12 protein-coding genes and 1 tRNA gene are annotated in these 18670 nt (G+C 57.2%); 5 read left to right on the top strand and 8 right to left on the bottom strand.

The genetic code is table 11. The features are described 5' to 3' along the window. Nucleotides 1-3 precede the first annotated feature (3 nt). The gene (locus E8M78_RS14345) at nucleotides 4-1857 is read right to left on the bottom strand and encodes an AsmA family protein (protein WP_137135663.1); all 1854 of its coding nucleotides are present in this window, start codon (nucleotides 1855-1857) and stop codon (nucleotides 4-6) included. A 139-nt stretch (nucleotides 1858-1996) separates the two neighbouring features. Between E8M78_RS14345 and E8M78_RS14340 the strand changes: the two genes are divergently transcribed. Next, on the top strand, nucleotides 1997-3949 hold the full coding sequence (locus tag E8M78_RS14340; RefSeq protein ID WP_137135662.1) for an acetoacetate--CoA ligase: 1953 nt from the start codon (nucleotides 1997-1999) through the stop codon (nucleotides 3947-3949). A 269-nt stretch (nucleotides 3950-4218) separates the two neighbouring features. Here the strand turns inward: E8M78_RS14340 and E8M78_RS14335 are convergent, their stop codons facing one another. Beyond that, nucleotides 4219-5889 carry an iron ABC transporter permease gene (locus E8M78_RS14335; RefSeq protein WP_137135661.1) on the bottom strand — a complete coding sequence of 557 codons (1671 nt, stop codon included), beginning with the start codon at nucleotides 5887-5889 and terminating at the stop codon, nucleotides 4219-4221. Between the two features lie 66 nt (nucleotides 5890-5955). Beyond that, nucleotides 5956-9813 carry an ATP-binding protein gene (locus tag E8M78_RS14330; protein WP_137135660.1) on the bottom strand — a complete coding sequence of 1286 codons (3858 nt, stop codon included), beginning with the start codon at nucleotides 9811-9813 and terminating at the stop codon, nucleotides 5956-5958. Nucleotides 9814-10048: 235 nt separating this feature from the next. Here E8M78_RS14330 and E8M78_RS14325 point away from each other — a divergent pair, with 235 nt between their 5' ends. Together E8M78_RS14325 and E8M78_RS14320 are read left to right on the top strand one after the other, a co-directional pair. Next, nucleotides 10049-10495: a phasin gene (locus tag E8M78_RS14325; RefSeq protein ID WP_137135659.1), complete on the top strand. Its 447-nt coding sequence runs from the start codon at nucleotides 10049-10051 to the stop codon at nucleotides 10493-10495. Nucleotides 10496-10637: 142 nt separating this feature from the next. Continuing rightward, nucleotides 10638-10714: transfer RNA gene (locus E8M78_RS14320), tRNA-His, on the top strand. Between the two features lie 23 nt (nucleotides 10715-10737). On the opposite strand, the gene E8M78_RS14315 is transcribed toward E8M78_RS14320, so the two are convergent. Further along, a complete protein-coding gene (locus E8M78_RS14315; protein ID WP_137135658.1) occupies nucleotides 10738-11625 on the bottom strand; it encodes a LysR family transcriptional regulator in 888 nt (295 codons plus the stop codon). 105 nt (nucleotides 11626-11730) lie between these two features. Here E8M78_RS14315 and E8M78_RS14310 point away from each other — a divergent pair, with 105 nt between their 5' ends. Next, nucleotides 11731-13227 carry a CoA-acylating methylmalonate-semialdehyde dehydrogenase gene (locus tag E8M78_RS14310; protein WP_137135657.1) on the top strand — a complete coding sequence of 499 codons (1497 nt, stop codon included), beginning with the start codon at nucleotides 11731-11733 and terminating at the stop codon, nucleotides 13225-13227. Nucleotides 13228-13355: 128 nt separating this feature from the next. On the opposite strand, the gene E8M78_RS14305 is transcribed toward E8M78_RS14310, so the two are convergent. The 3 genes from E8M78_RS14305 to rirA form a co-directional block, all read right to left on the bottom strand. Continuing rightward, entirely contained in the window at nucleotides 13356-14015 is a 660-nt protein-coding gene (locus tag E8M78_RS14305; protein WP_246658322.1) for a TetR family transcriptional regulator, read from the bottom strand. Nucleotides 14016-14498: 483 nt separating this feature from the next. After that, nucleotides 14499-15527 (bottom strand): AbrB family transcriptional regulator, encoded by a 1029-nt coding sequence (locus E8M78_RS14300; RefSeq protein WP_137135656.1) that lies wholly within the window; start codon nucleotides 15525-15527, stop codon nucleotides 14499-14501. An 87-nt stretch (nucleotides 15528-15614) separates the two neighbouring features. Next, complete coding sequence (rirA, locus tag E8M78_RS14295) at nucleotides 15615-16085, bottom strand: iron-responsive transcriptional regulator RirA (protein WP_137135655.1); 471 nt, start codon at nucleotides 16083-16085, stop codon at nucleotides 15615-15617. Nucleotides 16086-16304: 219 nt separating this feature from the next. Between rirA and E8M78_RS14290 the strand changes: the two genes are divergently transcribed. After that, on the top strand, nucleotides 16305-17297 hold the full coding sequence (locus E8M78_RS14290) for a Fe(3+) ABC transporter substrate-binding protein (protein WP_246658344.1): 993 nt from the start codon (nucleotides 16305-16307) through the stop codon (nucleotides 17295-17297). 70 nt (nucleotides 17298-17367) lie between these two features. Here the strand turns inward: E8M78_RS14290 and E8M78_RS14285 are convergent, their stop codons facing one another. Further along, nucleotides 17368-18669, bottom strand: a complete 1302-nt coding sequence (locus E8M78_RS14285; protein ID WP_137135653.1) for an FAD-binding oxidoreductase — start codon at nucleotides 18667-18669, stop codon at nucleotides 17368-17370. Nucleotide 18670 lies beyond the last annotated feature (1 nt).

The raw sequence follows: 18670 nt of genomic DNA, 5'->3' as shown, positions 1-18670 counted from the left end.
CCCCTAGGGCCTTGAGGTTCCGGGGGGGGCAAACTGTTCATGCATGGGCCAGATGACCGGGTTCGGCCACGCACCGCCGATGAACAGCCTATGGCTGGTCGCTCCGTTCTCGATTGTGCCCGAAAGCGACAGGCTCCGGGTTTCATAGGGAATGACACCCGCCAGGCTGAGCCGGTAGGGTGCGACAGCGATGAATGCAGAACTGATTTCGGCGCTGCTGCCGTTGATCTTGCCCACCGCTTCCAGTGTTTCGAAACTGCTGGAACTTTGACCTGCCTGCTGGAGGGAGAAATACGAAGTTCCCCCGGCCAGCGTCATGAGCCTCGAGAGATCGAGCCCCCCAATGCTTCCCGATTTCGCCTGAAAGCGAAAATCGCCCGTCACGTCGTCGGGAGAGGTCTGTAGTAGCGTCTTCGAAAGCTTCATTCTGGCTTGCAAACTCCCCGTCCCGCTGATGGAGGGCGAAGACCAGGCAAGCGCTTTTCCAAGGCTGCCAAGATCGACATCCTTTGCGGCAATCCTCAGCTTTGTGGAAAGCTCCGGAACCTGAAGCAAGGTCAGTTCGCCTGTCAGGCTTCCTTTGAAGAGGTCGCTGTCCAGAACCTCGATTTGCGTCTGGCTTGCATTCGAAACGATGCTGACAGCGGCATTCTCCAATGTCACGGGTCCGAGTGTCGCCGAGGCTGCCGAAAACCGCACATCGAGACCGATCTGACGTTCGAGAAGCGAGGCTCGCTTGACTTTATCGGCGCCAATGGTTTGCTCCTCGCTGGCAATCACATGTCCGAGTCGCGCAAGATCAATGATATCGAAGGCGAGAGTACCGGTCAGGCGGGGAGGATTGGACCCTGTCGCCATGGCCAGATCCATGACCCCGGTGCCTTTGGTGCCGTTCGCTGCGACAGAAAGCTGGTCGAAACGCAGAACGTTTCCGATCGTCAGCAGTTTGGCCGTCAGCGAGAAATTGGTCAGCCGGTCAGCGATGTGGACGGGGATATGTCCCCATGTCACCGCCTCTGCGACCCTGGGCACGGAAATCTTCAGGTCGCCAGACATGAAGGCATAACGCTGCAGATCCGCAGTGCCGCTGAAGCTTGCTGTTACCAGCGAAGACTGCAGTGTGGCATCCACCTCGCTGCCCCTTCCGGCGAGCAGCAGCAGCGGATTCACGGCGCTGACATCCAGCGACACAGGCTCTTTATTCGCGATGGCATCGATTCGAAGGCGAGCGGATCTTGAGAGTCGGGGCCAGTCGAGGCTGCCCTCGATCTTATCGATCAGAACAGAGCGTCCGGTCCGGTCTTCAATTCGCAGAGAGCCCGACACGATCGAGATGTCGCCAATCACCGGGTCGCGTTCAAGCCGCAACTGGCTCTCGGCGGTAGGCTGAGCCTGGCCTGTCTTGCGCAATGTCTGGCCGAGAAGGCCATCCGAACTCCAGTTCAGCGAACCATCCTCCTTCTGGCGCAGGAAGATTTGTGGTTCCGTCAGGGTAAAATCCTGGAATATCGGCTTTCCTCGCAGCGCATCCCAGATGTTGAAGCGTGCCGAAAGCGAGGCAACATGACCGAGCACGGACGCATCCGGCCCATCTGTCTCGCGAATAGCGATGTCATCGATCCTGACGACTGGCCGAGGCCAGAAACTAAGGACCGGCGCCCCCCGTATCACCACATCATGGCCCAGCCATTCCTCGACAGAGCTTTCCATCCGCTCACGAACGAGATCGGAGGAAACAAGCAGAGGCGAAAGCAGGCGGAACAAAACCAGCAAGACAAGCACGAGCCCACTCGCCGCAAGGGCAATTCGGACCGGCGTGGTGCGGAGCAGGTTCTGGTACATAGACTGAATTTTCACGTGTTTAGATTGTGTCGCAATGTGGTTTGCCTTGTGGGTTACCGGATTTATTGCTGCCTTGCAAACAACAGCGGTTCGAGGTCTTTATCATGCAGTGCAACATGCTATAGCTGCGTGACCTATTTGGAGGGAGATGCTGATGACGAAGGAAATGCCGCTATGGATTCCGACCGAGGAGCGCAAAAAAGCTGAACCTTTGTCGCGCTACATGTCATGGTTGAGTTCAAGGTCGGGGACAGTGTTTGCGGACATAGATGCGCTTCAGTCTTGGTCCGTCGAAAACCGCGGCGAGTTCTGGTCATCAATATGGGATTTTTGCAGCGTCGAGGGAGAGAAAGGCGAAACGGCTCTCATTGATGACGGTCGTATGCTGGAGGTACGCTTTTTTCCTGAGGCGCGGCTGAACTTCGCCCAGAATCTTCTCAAGCAATCTGGTGAAGCGGACGCCCTGATTTTCCGGGGTGAGGACAAGGTATCCTATCGCTGGAGCTGGGATGAGTTGAAAGGTCGGGTTTCGCGCCTACAGCAGGCGTTTGCGGCAATGGGTATCGGCGAGGGCGATCGCGTCGCAGCCATGATGCCGAACCTTCCGGAAACGATCGCCTGCATGCTTGCGGCAACATCTCTCGGTGCCATCTGGTCGTCCTGCTCGCCCGATTTTGGTTCGCAAGGTGTGCTGGACCGGTTCGGCCAGATCGAACCGAAGCTGTTCATCACCTGCGACGGCTACTGGTACAATGGCAAGCTGCAGGATGTCTCTGCCAAGGTGCGGGATGTGGCCGCTGAACTCAATGTGCCAGTTCTGATCGTTCCCTATGCGGGAGATGCCGCCGCATTGGCAGGGTCTTTTCCGAATGCGCGGACGCTTGAGCAATTTGTCGAAGGTTTTGCGGTCGAGCCGCTTGAGTTCCGGCAACTTCCCTTTTCGCACCCGCTCTACATCCTGTTCTCCTCCGGCACCACTGGAGTTCCGAAGTGCATCGTGCACTCTGCCGGTGGCACCCTTTTGCAGCATTTGAAGGAACATGTTCTTCACTGCGGCATCCAGCCTGGCGACCGCCTGTTCTATTATACTACATGCGGATGGATGATGTGGAACTGGCTGGCCTCCGGCCTCGCCGCCGGTGCAACGCTCTGCCTTTTCGACGGGTCTCCGTTTGCGCCGAACGGAAGCGTGCTGTTCGACTATGCCGCACAGGAGAAATTCGCCGTATTCGGCACTTCCGCCAAATATATCGACGCGGTCCGCAAAAGCGGTCTGGAGCCGATGAAATCGCACGATCTGAGCGCCTTGCGCCTGATCACCTCAACGGGATCGCCTCTGTCTCCGGAGGGTTTCACCTTCGTCTACGAAGGCATAAAAAAGGACGTGCACTTGGCTTCCATCTCTGGAGGCACCGACATCGTGTCCTGCTTCGTGCTTGGCAATCCTCTCAAGCCTGTCTGGCGCGGCGAGATCCAGGGGCCAGGTCTTGGACTGGCAATGGATGTCTGGAACGATGACGGGCAATCCGTGCGCGGCGAGAAGGGCGAGCTTGTCTGCACGAAAGCCTTCCCATCTATGCCGGTGATGTTCTGGAACGATCCGGACGGCAAGAAATATCGCGCCGCCTATTTCGAGCGTTTCGACAATGTCTGGTGCCATGGCGACTTTGCCGAGTGGACCAGCCATGGCGGGCTTATCATTCATGGCCGTTCAGATGCGACCCTCAATCCGGGTGGCGTGCGCATCGGCACTGCAGAAATCTACAACCAGGTTGAGCAGATGCCGGAAGTGCTGGAAGCGCTGTGCATCGGTCAGGACTGGGACGATGATGTCCGGGTCATACTCTTCGTGCGTCTGGCCAATGGCTACACGCTCGACGACAATCTGGCGGCGGCCATCAAGAACCGTATCCGCACCGGCTGTACACCGCGCCACGTGCCTGCCAGGATCATCGCTGTCACGGATATTCCCCGCACCAAGTCCGGCAAGATCGTAGAGCTTGCCGTGAGGGAAGTTGTCCATGGTCGCCCGGTCAAGAACAAGGAAGCCTTGGCCAACCCGGAGGCGCTGGATCTCTTCTCCGATCTGGATGCCCTGAAATCATGATCCGAAATGGGATCTTGTTTCATTGTAGAGCGAAGTTGTCATCTTGTGAACCAATGATCCATCCATCATAACAAGGTGTCGTATTTTAATGTCTTGTTAAGGCGCAGCGGAGACGATCGGGCATCGGCTCATGAGGCGGCAAGAGAATTGTCATTATGGGTCGCTCTGGAGACAATCCATCAGCATACCTTAAACTCAAAGGCAGCTCCGGCTGCCTTTTTTTCTGTGCGCAATGTGGTTCTTACGGCCTTTGTCCGGTCCGGTGATCCTTAGCGCTCCATTGTTCTGGATACAAAAAGAACCGGAATGAGACCGACCAGCACGATTATGAGGGCGGCGACAGATGCATCTTCAACTTGCGCTCTTGATGCGTCCTCATAGACCAGCGTCGCCAGCGTGTTGAAGTTGAAGGGGCGCAGCAGGATCGTGGCCGAGAGTTCCTTCATGGTCTCGACGAACACGAAGAGGCCGGCGGTCAGAAGCGCAGGTCGCATATTCGGAAGAAGAACAAACAGCAGTGTTTGCCGCCGGTTGCGGCCCAGGGTTCTTGCTGCCATATCGAGATGCGGCGAAAGCTTCTGGAATCCGGCATCGATTGTGCCTTCCGCCATCGTCAGGAAGCGCACGCTGCATGCATAGAAAATGGCGAAGCCGGAGCCCGACAGAAGAAGGCCTGTGGAAATACCCAGATGCGCACGCAGGATTGCATCGAGCGTGTTGTCGAAGGCGGCGAGTGGGAACAGGACGCCAATCGCAAGCACGGTTCCCGGCATGCCGTAGCCGAGTGACGCGATACGGCCAGCCAACCGGGTTGAATGGCTCGTGTCCTTGCGGTGAGTGTAGGCGAGCATAAAGCCGATGATCACCGTTGCCAGTGCTGCGGCGCCGGAAACCTGCACGCTGTTCCACAAGGCCTTGATCAGTTTCGGTTCTGCAAGCAGCTCCAGCCGAATGCTTGCATAATGCACCAGCATTGCGAAGGGGAGAAGGAAGCCCAGCGCAACAGGCAGAAGACAGGCGATAGCTGCCAGCCAGCCACTCCCGAGGCCAAGCGGACGCCGCACGTGGTCATTCACGCTGGATGTCGTCCGGTTTGCGGAAAAGCGCTGTCGGCGCCGTGCGATCCGCTCGATGGAGATCAGAACGATGACAACGGCAAGTAGCACGAGTGCCAGCTGTGCAGCACCGGACAAACTACCGCGGTTGAGCCAGCTGTCGTAGATCGAGAAGGTGATCGTGTTGACGCCGAGATATTCAACCGCGCCGATATCATTCAGCGTTTCCATCGCAACCAGGGTCAGGCCGATCACAATGGCCGGTCTCGCCATCGGAAGTTGGATCCGCCAGAGCGTTCGCCAGAGCCCCGAACCCAGCGTGCGCGCTACATCGCTTGCCGCGCGCCCCTGCATCAGGAATGTCGCCCGGCAGGCGAGATAGATATAGGGGTAAAGCACGCTGGACAGGATCAGCACAGCGCCACCAAGTGACCGTATATCTGGAAACCAGTAGTCTCTCGCCGTCTTGAAGCCAAGGGTCGAGCGAAGGGCGGTCTGGAGAGGCCCTGTGTAATCCAGGAACTCCACGAAGGTATAGGCTGCGATGTAGGAGGGTATCGCAAGCGGCAAGACGAGAGCGACCGAAAGGATGCGCCTCAATGGAAATTCGAATGTCGTCACGAGCCATGCGGTTGCGATACCGAAGAGGGCACTGAGCACTCCGGTCATGCCCACGAGGAGAAACGTCCGGCTCGCGGCCTTTGGCAAGACATTGACGAAGACATGAGAAAGGCTATCCGTACTGCCGGAAAAGGCGATCCAGACCACCGCGCCGAGCGGCATTGCTGATATCAGTGCGATGAGCACTGCCAGAACGGCGAGCGAGCGTGTCTCTTCCTTCACCACGCGCGGATAATCATGACTGGCTGGAGGCAAAACCGGCATCCCTTGTTCGTCCGGTCCCTCTACATCAAGACATCAGGAATCGGAATGCCGTCCCACGCGATCCGTTCAATTTGCCAGCACACGCGGCGATGGAAAGGTAATCTCAACCAGGGTTCCCTCGTTTGGTGCCGAATGGATGGTAAACACGGCGCGATTGGCGTCTACCATAGCCTTAGTCAGAGGCAGACCTAGTCCAGTTCCGTCGCCACGCTTTCGCGAAGCGCTAGCCACCTGTCGGAACGGCTTCATTGCCAGCTCGAGTTCGGAGCGTGTCATCCCGATGCCCGTGTCGCGCACCCGCAGCACCACGCTGCCATTGGCTTCATAGGACGTGGAGACCACGATCTGTCCCCCGGATGGCGTGAAGCGAATGGCGTTGGACAGGATGTTGAGGGCGATCTGCTTGACCGAGCGAAGATCTGCCACCACTGGCGGCACCGAATGGCTGAGCGCCGTGCGAATAATGACGCGCTGGGTATTTGCCTGCGGCTGAACAAGCGAAACAGCTTCAGCAATCGTCTCGTTGAGCCCAACGGAAACGAAATCCAGTTCCATCTCGCCTGCCTCGATCTTGGAAATATCCAGGAGATCGTTGACGATGTCGAGAACATGGCGACCGGACCGGCCGATATCATTGGCGTATTCGATATAGCGCGCATGTCCGATTGGGCCGAGGCGCTCGGTCGCCATCATGTCGGCGAAGCCGATAATAGCATTGAGCGGTGTCCGGATCTCGTGGCTGACATGGGCGAGAAAGTCACTTTTATGGGCATTGGCCGTTTCAGCCGCACGCTTTGCGCTGCGAAGTTCGTCTTCGGTGCGCTTCCACTGGGTGATGTCACGGATCACCGCGCAATAGCCGTTGGAGGACGTCAGCTTGCCGATCGTCATGAACAGTGGCACGAAGCCGCCGCCTGCCTCGCGGCCGATCACTTCGCGCCCATCGTTCAACAGGCTGACGACGCCGTGGCTGCTGAGACCATGCAGGTAATCGAGAACGGATTTCTGGCTCTCATGGGCAAACAGCATGACGAAGGGTCTTCCGCTGGTCTGCTCGTTATCGTAGTTGAACAACGCATTGGCAGCCCGGTTCATGGAACGGATCGTACCGTCGGCGCCAATCAGAACGACGCCGTCCGTCGCAGTATCCAGGATCGCCCGCAATTCCTCGACTTCGACCTGCAGACGGGAAATCTCGCCTGCCTGCCGCGCCTGCGCTTCAAACGCCTCCGCTGACAGGTCCGGTGCCGCGTCTGTGGAAGGCTCTGTCACCTCCACAGTGGCCTGGCTCGGCATCAAGGCAAGAATGAGAGCCGTTGCGCCATCGTAGCGAACAGATTGCAACCGCGCCGTCACGGGAACGATGGAATCATCCTCGCGAACAACAACCATGCCGCCAGCTTCGTGCGTTTTATCGTCGAGATCCTGACGCTGCAAAAGCGCATCAAGACCGCCAACGGCGTTAAGATCCTCGAGACCCGCATAGCCCGTGAGGCGCAGGAACTCCGGGTTGGCGTGGATAAGGGTGTCGCCGCTATGGACAAGCAGAGCGACAGGCATCTGATCGATGATCTCGGCTGTCAATTCAGGCCGGGGACGCAAGGGAATGGCTTGTGCATAGGCTTCCGCAAGCGAGATCCGGTCGTCTTCGGCAGCGGTCTCGCCATCCTTGGGCGCGTCATTTTCTTCTGCCTGCTCGTCGAGATCAGCCTCATCATCTGATTCGAGATCGGATGCGACAGGCTCCGGAAGGTTGTCCGTGCCGGTTTCTTCTGGCTGAGCCGTTCCGGCATCCAGAGCCTGGTCCTCGTCAGCTTCGAGCAGCGAGCGGGGCGCAAAGGATGCGGCCGGAGGAGCAACAATCGGCGCAACTTCGCCATCTGCCTCCGTCTCGGGAGCGTCCATTGCCTGCACGTCGTTCGGTCGCCGATCCTGTTGTTCCTCCGCCGTTAATTTCGGCTTCTCCGCCTTCGGATCCTCACCGCGACGAAAGGCGTCCAACTTCCGGGCGATCTCGCGAAACGCCGCCTGTTCGCCCGCCGTCAGGCCATCCTGCAGATTGCTCCGCCGTTCGTCAAAACGGATAACCTTATCGGAATAACGCAGGCCCGGATTTTCGATGATGCGCAGAACGGGCTTTTCAAAGGCGGGCAGGGGGATCGGGGTATTGATCGCAGCAGGCGCGTCAGTCGGTGTAGCGCTCTCGTCGCCTTCCTCTGGAACCCACTCGTCGAGCTCGACATAATAGGCCTCGACCTCTTCCTCCGTTACCACGTCATCGGTGTCCGTGCTTTCGTCCGTCGTCTCTGCAATGGGTTGCGATGCATCCGCATCACTCCGTTCATCGCTTGCCATTTGAAAAGCGGCGTCATCGGACTGCGGCACGGTGTCAACGTCTGTTGTCTCAGCTGGGGCAGCTTCTGATTCCATCGGCACGACAACCGGTGTCACATCAATGCCATCGCCGTCCGCATCGTTCTGTGCTTCCTCGACTACGCTCTCGACCTGGGGTTTATCCTCCGCAATCACCGGATCCGAAACGGTTTCCAGGAAAGTCAGGCCGATTGCGTGCTCATCCTCTTCCGCATCCGCAAGCCGGATGATGCCAAAACCCCGGAAGCCATCGAATTCCCGATTGCGCGAATAAGTTGGAAGCGCGGCCAAATCGATGGGCACGACCGCTGAGGTACCCTCCACAGGCCACCAGATCGTCTTGCCGGACCAGGTGTCACGCCGGTTCAGCAATTCGGCAATCTTTCCTTCCGGATCGAGATTGAACAAGGCAGCCACGTCCGTGAAGGAAAGGCCGACGATTTCTGCGGCGTGCGGCCCAACAGATGCGGCAAGTTCCGGCGAGATTTCGCTGAAATAGCCATCGGCATCGATTTTCCAGACAAAACGTGTGGCGCGGGTCTCACGGCGCACGGGCCGGTGCGGAGATGCTGGCTCTGCCGCTGAGCTCTCCGGATCGTTGGGTTGAGGAACAAGCGCGCTGTTTGCGACGGTCTCCTTTACAGGCTCGATCACAGCTGCGGACGTCTCCGTCTCGTCAACGATCTCTGCATGGTCTGCGTGATCTTCATCGCCCTGCGAAACGAAGTCCGGATCCTCGTCGAGTTCTTCCTCCATGTCGTCAATGGATGTCACCGCATCAAGTGCAGTCTCGAAAGTAGCGTCCGCGACATTGACGCTGACGATCGGTTGATCCGCGATAAAATCTTCCGCGACCCCAGTCTCTGCTTCAACCTCTTCGACGGTTAGGGAGGGTTGAACAAGCATCACAAGGTAAAGAGCTGGCTCATCGCTCAAGCGCGCGATGGCTGTCGGCAGGCTTCCGAAATCGGTCGGTACGGCGCGTTTGATAAGTCGGTCTGGTCCGGACCCAGCAAGCCTCACCAGCAACTGTATCGTCTGGGAAGACAAGGCAAGCCCGGAAAAGCCGGAAGAGGCGGTGATCACGTCTCCCTGATGGTCCAGAACGGCCATATGGGTAGAGGGGTCATCAAAGCCCTGCAGCATCTGGCTCGCGCTGGTCAGGCTTGCCGGTTGCGCCTCGCCGGCCGGTACGGCGAGAAGCACGGCATGTTCGCCGTTCGGAAGGGAAATGAGTTCCAGATTCGCCTGTACAGTCACCCGGTCAAAACCCGCAGTCATGCGAATGAGAAAACTGCGCGTGTCTCCGGTGTTCTGCAAGGGGCGTGCGCTGGCCTTGGCCTGCCTGAAGGTGAGCTCTGTTGCAGGTGGCCCCTGTTCGATCAGATCATAGATGCTGGCCTGACCGAAAAGCTGAGCCCCGGCCCCATTGGCCCAGATCACCTCATCCATCTCAGCCGAAAAGATGATCACCGCTTTGCCCGCGGCATAGTTCAGCCTCACGCGCTCGTGCACGGCAAGATCAATGAATGGGTACTGTACAGAGGACATGAAGCTTCCTTGCACCGGGACCGTCACCATTTGTTAAGACGGTAGATTAACACATTGTTAGTAACTTCCCAGCCCTCGGGCGTCCATGTGGTCAGGAGAATAAAACCTGAACAGGGTTAACCTGTAAAATCTTATTGTGCAGCGCACAAAAATATTGCAACGCACAACGGAATGATCTATATGGGAGGTCATGGAGCTTTCATGATTGGGGCTCACCGAAAAAAGGACAGATCACATGGCATACAGAACTGATGACATTTTCTCGTTCTCGACCTTCGATCCGAGCAAGCTGACAGACAGCTTCCGTGAATTCGCCGAGAAGGGCGCAACACAGTCCCGCGAAGCCTTCACCAAGGTCAAGGACGCTGCTGAAGAAGCCACGAAGGTTGTTGAAGCGACGCTTCAGACCGCACAGTCGGCTTCTGTGGAAATCGGCCTGAAGGCTGTGGACGCGCTGCGCACGAACACCGAACTGTCGCTGACACATCTGGAGTCGCTTCTTGGTGTGAAGTCCGTAGCGCAGCTCATCGAGCTTCAGACGGCCTTCATCCGCAAGCAGGCAGAAGTGGCTGTCGAGCAGGCCAAGGCTTTGCAGGAAACAGCGCGCAAGGCCTCGGAAGAGGTGTCCCGGCCTGCCAAGGAAGCGGCTGAAAAGGCGCTCTCTACCTTCAAGACTGCCTGATATTCATATCCTCCCAAGGATAGGCCGGACATTCGTGTCCGGCCATTTTTGCATGCGAGACAAAAGAAGGGCTTGCAAAAACAACGCAATCCCCTTATGTCACGCCGCAGAGCAGCGGATCGAACGGTCCGCAGCCTGATGTGCGGTTGTAGCTCAGTTGGTTAGAGCGCAGGTTTGTGGCACCTGAGGTCGGAGGTTCGAGACCCCCCAACCGTACCATTTTTCCCTTATGACTGAAGTTTTTATTCGGTGACGAAACGTGATCTGTTTTGCCCGACGATCTCCTGCAGAAACGAAACGACGGTCCTGATACGTGCCATGTCACGCAGGCTCTCGTGATAATTGGTCCAGTAGGCGCGACGAATTGAAATGGCCGGAAGAATACGGCGCAGTTCCGGCACCTGGCTTGCGATGTAATCGTGCAGGATGCCAATACCAGCACCTGATCGCACCGCCTCCGTCTGACCGATCGCGCTGGAAATCTCGAAACGGGCATCCCAGTCGCGCATGATTTCACCGGTAAAATTCAGCGACGGGGAAAAGATCAGATCTTCCACATAACCGATCCTGGCATGATGCCGCAGATCTTCAACATCGCGCGGTGCGTCGTGCCGCCTGAGATAATCCTCGGATGCATATAGTCCGAGCGTGTAATCGGTCAGGCGGGCGCAGATCAGTCGCCCCTGTGAGGGTTGCTCGACGGTAATGGCAATATCCGCCTCTCGCGAAGACAGCGAGAAGGAGCGCGGAACGGGCACCAGTTGGATGCGCAGGTTCGGATGCCGTCTCATCAGAGGGCCTAGCCGTGGCGCCAGGAAAGAGACGCCAAAGCCGTCCGGAGCGCCGATCCTCACGATCCCCTCGATCGGTGCATCGACTTTACCCGCTCGTGCCTGCGCCGCCAGCATCTCGGCCTCCATGCGCTCAGCCGTCGCGAAAAAGGCATGGCCTTCTGCCGTCAGATCGCATCCACTGGGCTTGCGGATCAGAAGCCGTGTCCGCAGCTCTTCTTCAAGCGCATTGATGCGTCGTCCGAGCGTTGCATGATTGAGTCCGAGCCTTCGAGATGCCGAAAGCAACTGGCCTTCCCGAGCCACGGCGAGAAAGATGCGAACATTATCCCAGTCCATTTTGCCTGCCTCGCACTATAAAATTTGCACAATGGATGCGTAAATCATGGTGTTGTCTTGTGCAAATGAAAGCGCATACTGCGGCCACAACACTGGAGGAACACCATGTATCAAATCGGACATTTCATCGACGGCAAGAAGGTCGCCGGTACATCGGGTCGCAAGCAGGGCATCTTTAATCCGGCGACAGGCGAAGTGCAGGGTGAAGTCGCTCTTGCCAGCCAGGAAGAGCTGAACGCTGCTGTTGCCAGCGCCAAGGCTGCACAGCCGAAATGGGCTGCCATGAACCCGCAACGCCGCGCACGCGTTTTCATGAAGTTCGTTCAATTGCTGAATGACAACATGGATTCGCTCGCCGAAATGCTGTCGCGTGAGCATGGCAAGACAATCGAAGATGCCAAGGGCGATATCGTTCGCGGGCTGGAAGTCTGCGAATTCGTCATCGGTATCCCGCATCTGTCCAAGAGCGAGTTCACCGAAGGCGCTGGTCCGAACATCGATATGTATTCGATCCGTCAGGCTGTCGGCGTGGGTGCCGGCATTACGCCGTTCAATTTCCCGGCCATGATCCCGATGTGGATGTTTGCGCCGGCAATCGCCTGCGGCAACGCCTTCATTCTGAAGCCATCCGAGCGTGATCCTTCCGTTCCGATCCGTCTGGCCGAACTGATGATCGAGGCCGGTTTGCCGGAAGGCATTCTCAACGTCGTAAACGGCGACAAGTCGGCTGTCGATGGCATCCTGACGCATCCGGATATCGGCGCCGTTTCCTTCGTCGGTTCTACGCCGATCGCTCGCTATGTCTACGGAACGGCGGCCATGAACGGCAAGCGCGCGCAGTGCTTCGGCGGTGCCAAGAACCATATGATCATCATGCCGGATGCCGATCTTGATCAGGCTGCAAACGCACTGATGGGTGCGGGCTATGGCTCCGCCGGCGAGCGTTGCATGGCAATCTCCGTCGCTGTGCCCGTGGGCGAAGATACGGCGAACCGCCTCATCGAGAAGCTCGCTCCCATGGTGGAAAGCCTTCGCATCGGTCCTTACACCGATGACAAGGCAGACCTTGGACCTGTTGTTACCAAGGAAGCGCGCGATCGCATTCTGGGCCTCATCGACAGCGGCGTCGAAGCAGGTGCAAAGCTTGTGGTCGATGGCCGGGACTTCAAACTGCAGGGCTATGAAAACGGCTATTTCGTCGGCGGCTGCCTGTTCGACAACGTGACGCCGGACATGGACATCTACAAGACCGAGATCTTCGGTCCGGTTCTCTCGGTCGTCCGCGCCAAGACCTATGAAGAAGCACTCGATCTGCCGATGAAGCATGAATACGGCAACGGCGTTGCCATCTACACCCGCGATGGTGATGCAGCCCGCGACTTCGCCAGCCGTATCAATATCGGCATGGTGGGCGTCAACGTTCCGATCCCGGTTCCGCTGGCCTATCATTCCTTTGGTGGCTGGAAGTCCTCGTCCTTTGGCGACCTCAACCAGCACGGCACGGATTCCATCAAGTTCTGGACCCGGACAAAGACCGTGACCAGCCGCTGGCCTTCCGGCATCAAGGAAGGCGCGCAGTTCGTCATGCCGACGATGAAGTAAACATCGGTCGGTCAGATTATAAAGGCGGCTCCCGTAGCCGCCTTTTTCTGTATGCGTCTTGCTGAAACGAACATGGCCCCGCCGGTCGGACAGGGCCATTCAAAATACTGGTACCGGACGCGTTTACGTCACTTGATGACGAAACGGCTTAACTGATGACGAATAGACGCCGTGAAATCGGACACGATCTGGTCACCTTCGTCGTCCGCAACCTTGATCGCCAGTCGTACCATGCTGACCGTCAGGTGGCACATGACGAAGGTGGTGCGAACAAATTCCTCACGCAGATTGGCCGGAACGAAGGCCTCCGAAGCCTTGCAGAACATGTCGGCGATCTGCCTCGCTTCCTTGATGTCGATATCTTCGAGCAGCTTGTCCGCCTGTACTGCATTGATCAGATCCTGAACATGCGGATGGGAGCGCACGAACTTCGCATAGAGTGTGATCATCTCTTCGGCGGCATCGGCAATTCCGCCCGCTTCGTTGATCTGAGGCAGCGCGCCCGCCAGGATAGAACGCAGTTGTGAAATATAACGCTCGTAGAGTGTGGCAATGATTGCCGTCTTGTTGGGGAAGTATTGATAAACGGAAGCAATCGGCCCGCCTGACAGGCTGGCAATTTCCTTCATTGTTACCGCGTCGATCCCCTTCTGGCCGATTAGGTCCATCGCCACCTTCAGGATCTCATCAATCCGCTCGCGGCTCCGTTCCTGCTTCGGAATGCGGCGCAGGGCAAAATGCGAACCTACATCACGCCTGTCGACCATCTGGTTTCCCGTTGCGTCCATTCTAAGTCTCCCCTCAACAGGCACGCCTGACAGCATAACAAGTATTCCTTGTGGAATGCTTGCGAATGCACGTTTGGCGAAACCCTCTCACGCATCTTCAACTGGAGAACCCCGTATCACTCCAGTCATCCCATTCGCCCCGAAGTCAGATCATATCGAACGATTTAAACTGAACTTCATCGACATTTCACATTGCCAGATTGCATATGATGATCCCGACTGTCCCGCATGCAGCTCGCCGGAACTTTGGAAATCTTAACTTCTTTAGTAAAGAAGAAGCATTCCTTTGTTCTTGAGCGCTCATATAGCTTACTGCCCGTGTAAGCTCACGTCTGACAGGTTATCAAAACACAATTTCTGCTTCGCGCCTGCGTCTGCAACGTTTGCGCTTATCTCTGTCAGTACTTCATGTTGTACAGGGGTTCAACTGCAAGAACCCATCAATATCTCATTTTTTGAATACGGTTTTTTGTAGATGATTATTTAGCGGTTTCGGACCCATGCGATCATAGCGGGCATTAGGAATGACAAAAATATAAGTCTTACAATATGATGCGTACCGACATAGGCGGGATCGGCATGAAGTATAATGGCCATGGCGGCCATGGTCTCAAGCCCCCCTGGGGCAAAAGCAATGAGGGCCGCTGGCAACGGAATGCCAAGTATGCGCGACACACCCAATGCAACGGCGACCGAAATGACACCGGCGATGATGGTTACGGATAAACCTGCCATACAAGCCGACTTCAGGTCTGATAGGCTGATGCCCGCAAATCTTGATCCGATCATGCTGCCGAGAACGACATAAATCGGAATTTGCAGCCATGTCGGGATCCCGCCTTCAACAAGATGGATGAGGTGCGCCGCGCTGGAGACGACCATTCCGCCAACCAGCAGAGCAGCCGGTACGCGAAGCCTGCTCAGGCCCCGACCAAGCAGGAAGCCCGCCGCTCCCATCATTAAAAGAGCGAGAGAGGCGATTGTCGTGGAAGGCGCCGGCATTTGCGTACTACCCGGGGCGCTCATCTCGACAAACAAGGGCACAAGAAGCGTCAAGGCCAGAACTCTCACGCTCTGAATGATACCGACGCTTACGAGATCGCTTTTGACCCCCGCAGCCAGTGCAAGGACATAGCTGAGATGTCCAGGGCAGGCCGCCAGCATGGATGTCATGGGGTCGTATCGGAAGACCGCCTTCAGTACGCCATAGACGATCAGCAGAAGAGCAAGCGACATGGCCGCCAAGGTCATGAAGCTGAGGGGCCATGCTCGTGCCGCCGAAAGAACCTCTGGCGTTACGGCCGATCCCATCGACAAACCCACCGACAGGAAGGCAATATTGCGTACAAGGTGGGGCACCTTGAGATCAAGCCCAGCCAGGCTGCCAAGCGTTACCAGTGCCGCAGGTCCGATGAGATAAGGAGCGGGGAGGGAAAGCGCCGAAGCAATCAGGGCGCCCATCGAGCCAAGAACGGCGGTGATGGCAACCGGCCAGATATCCTTCGAAAACATTCTCACCTTGCAGTGCTGTGTGGCAGACCAGCCAAGGGGTTGGCCCTCGCGTTCAGCCCTGATACGGGCGAACGCGCAATGCGTTCGTCAAGCCGGCAGAGCTGCACGCGGGCGCTGTGCAAGGTCATCGAGCCCCAATAGGAAGTTGATCTGGGGACGTGCTTTTACCAGATCGTCGATCGAGTATTCCGTCAGGACATCGAAAAAGGCATTGAGTGCCTTGCGGAGTGCGGAATTAAGGCCGCAGCTATCGACGAGTGGGCATTCCACAGCGCCATCCTCGAAACACTCCGCCATGGCGAAGCTGTCTTCTGTCACCTTCACGACGTCGAAAAGAGAAATTTTGTCTGCGGAGCGACCAAGGCGAACGCCACCATTACGCCCGCGCACAGTCTCGATCAGGCCAGCCTTTGTCAAAGGTTGCAGGATCTTGAAGAGGAACAGTTCAGAAACGCCGTAGGCCTTGGCGATCTCGGGAATGCGGCTGAGGTTGCCATCATTCGCTGCGCAGTACATCAGCATACGTACGGCGTAATTCGTCTGCTTGGTCAAGCGCATGCCATTCTCCGTGTTTCCCGTTCGACATACATATAAGCCTTGAGCTTCTTTTGAACAATTCCAAAATATGAAAATTTTGTTCATCTTAAGGGGGGCTCACAGGGCCGTGAGTTGACTGTGCCCCTCTTTTCCTGAATGAGCCAGTCCAGAATTATGAGTGGAGGGATAAAATTCATGAAAAAACTCACGCGCATTGCTTTGGCGGGCGCTCTGGCGCTGATGTCGTCTACTGTCGCTCATGCCGCAGGAGAGGTGAACATCTATTCCTATCGTCAACCGGAACTGATCAAGCCGCTTCTTGATCGCTTCACGAAAGAAACCGGCATTGCAACCAACGTCCTGTTTCTCGACAAGGGGCTGGTGGAGCGTATCAAGGCTGAAGGGGTGAACTCCCCGGCGGACGTCATTCTGACTATCGACATCCAGCGTCTCACCGAAGCGAAGGATGGCGGCGTGGTTCAGCCGGTCAAGGACAATGCGCTCATCAACAAGGATATTCCGGCATCCCTGCGTGATGCGGATGGTGAATGGTTCGGCCTCACCACCCGTGGTCGCGTGGTTTATGCCTCCAAGGATCGCGTTGCCCAGTCCGAGATTACCTATGAGGAACTGGCTGACCCCAAGTGGAAGGGCAAGATCTGCATCCGGGACGGACAGCATGCCTATAACATTGCTCTCTTCGCCTCGATGATTGCACATCACGGCGCAGACTATACGCAGAAATGGCTGACGGGCCTGAAGAACAATCTTGCGCGCAAGCCGGACGGCAATGATCGTAGCCAGGCGAAATCCATCATGGCTGGCGAGTGCGATATCTCGCTCGGCAACACCTATTATGTCGGCCTGATGATGACGAACGACAAGGCGCCGGAAGAGAAGGAATGGGCAAAGTCCTTCAAGGTTCTGTTTCCGAACGTCAAGGATCGCGGAACGCATGTGAATGTTTCGGGCATGGCGCTTGCCAAGAACTCACCGAATAAGGCCAACGCGCTGAAGCTGATGGAATTCCTGGCGTCAGTCGAGGGCCAGAAGATCTATGCCGAGCAGGTATTCGAGTATCCGGTCATGACGGGCGCTGAGCCATCCGCAATCGTCAAGTCCTTCGGCACCCTCAAGGCGGACACGATTGCGTTGACCGAGATTGCCAAGCACCGCAAGCAGGCATCGGAACTGGTGGACAAGGTCGGCTTTAACGAAGGTCCGTCGAAGTAAGCCTGCTGTTTATTAAGTTTGGATCATTGAAACGCCGGTGGTCACTCCATCGGCGTTTTTTTGACTTCGTTCAGATGCCAAATCGGTCTCTCAGTCCATACCACCATGCGCCCAGCTGCGTGATCGGCACGCGCAAGCGGCTTCCTCCGGGGAAGGGCAGATTCGGCAGCGAAGCCCAGACGTCGAAACGTTCCGCATGGCCCGCCACCGCTTCGCCCAGAATGCGGCCCAGGAGGTGCGTGGTTGTTACACCATGGCCGCTGTCTCCATGGGAAAAATACACGCGGGGTGAAAGACGCCCGACATGGGGAATACGGGTCAAGGTCAGGGCAAAGTTTCCGCCCCAGGCAAAGTCGATACGCGCATCGGTCAGTTGCGGGAACGTCTTCAGCATCTTTGGCCGAATTGCTTCAATGATATCGTGGGGATCGCGCCCATCGTAACCGATGCCGCCACCGTAGAGAATGCGATTGTCGGCTGTCCGACGAAAGTAATCCAGCACATAGTTCGCGTCCTCGACGCAGAAATCCGCCGGTAGCAGAGACTGCGCCAGCGCCGGATCGAGCGGCTCTGTGGCAATGATCTGGCTCGAGACGGGGAGTACACGCTCGCTAATCGCTGGAAACTGCGGTGCGAGGTAGGCATTGCCGCAGATCAGAACGTATTCACAGGTCACGGAACCCGCGGCCGTGCGCACGACAGGTCGCTCGCCATCGTCCATCTGCAGAACGCGAGAGCGCTCGAAGATGCGGCCGTTTTGCTGTTCAAAGGCCCTCGCTTCTCCCAGAACCAGATTGAGTGGATGGATATGCCCGCCCAGGCGGTCGATCATGCCGCCGGTGTAGCGATCGGTCTGCACATAGGCTCCCACCTCGGATCGCGAGACCATTTCGAGACCGGGATGGCCGTAGCGCTCCCAGTCCCGCTTGTGCACCTCCATCTCGTGCATCTGTTTCTGGCTGAAGGCTGCGAAGAAGCCGCCCTCACGCAGATCGCAATCGATAGCGTAGCGGGAAATCCGCTCGCGAATGATCGCGCCGCCTTCGAGCGACATTTCACCCAGCCTGACGGCCTTATCCTTCCCGTAGCGCGCGGAGATTGTTGCCAGATCCCGGCTATAGCCGTTGACGATCTGGCCGCCATTTCGTCCTGACGCACCAAAGCCGATGCGTTCCGCTTCCAGAATGACGACGGAGAAACCCCGTTCGGCGAGAGCAAGGGCCGCTGAAACGCCCGTGAAGCCAGCGCCAACGACACACACATCGCATTGCAGATCTTCAGCCAGCGACGGTCGGATGCGCCTGTCGCGGGCCGATGCCGCATACCAGGTGTTTGCATGACCGGCATTTTCGGGCAGGGGAGAGAGGGGCATG

Origin of the sequence: Rhizobium sp. FKY42, assembly GCF_005222835.1 — a bacterium.
Lineage (GTDB): Bacteria > Pseudomonadota > Alphaproteobacteria > Rhizobiales > Rhizobiaceae > Neorhizobium.
The sequence above is the reverse complement of the archived record's forward strand: the minus strand, read 5'-3'. Positions and strand labels throughout refer to the sequence as shown.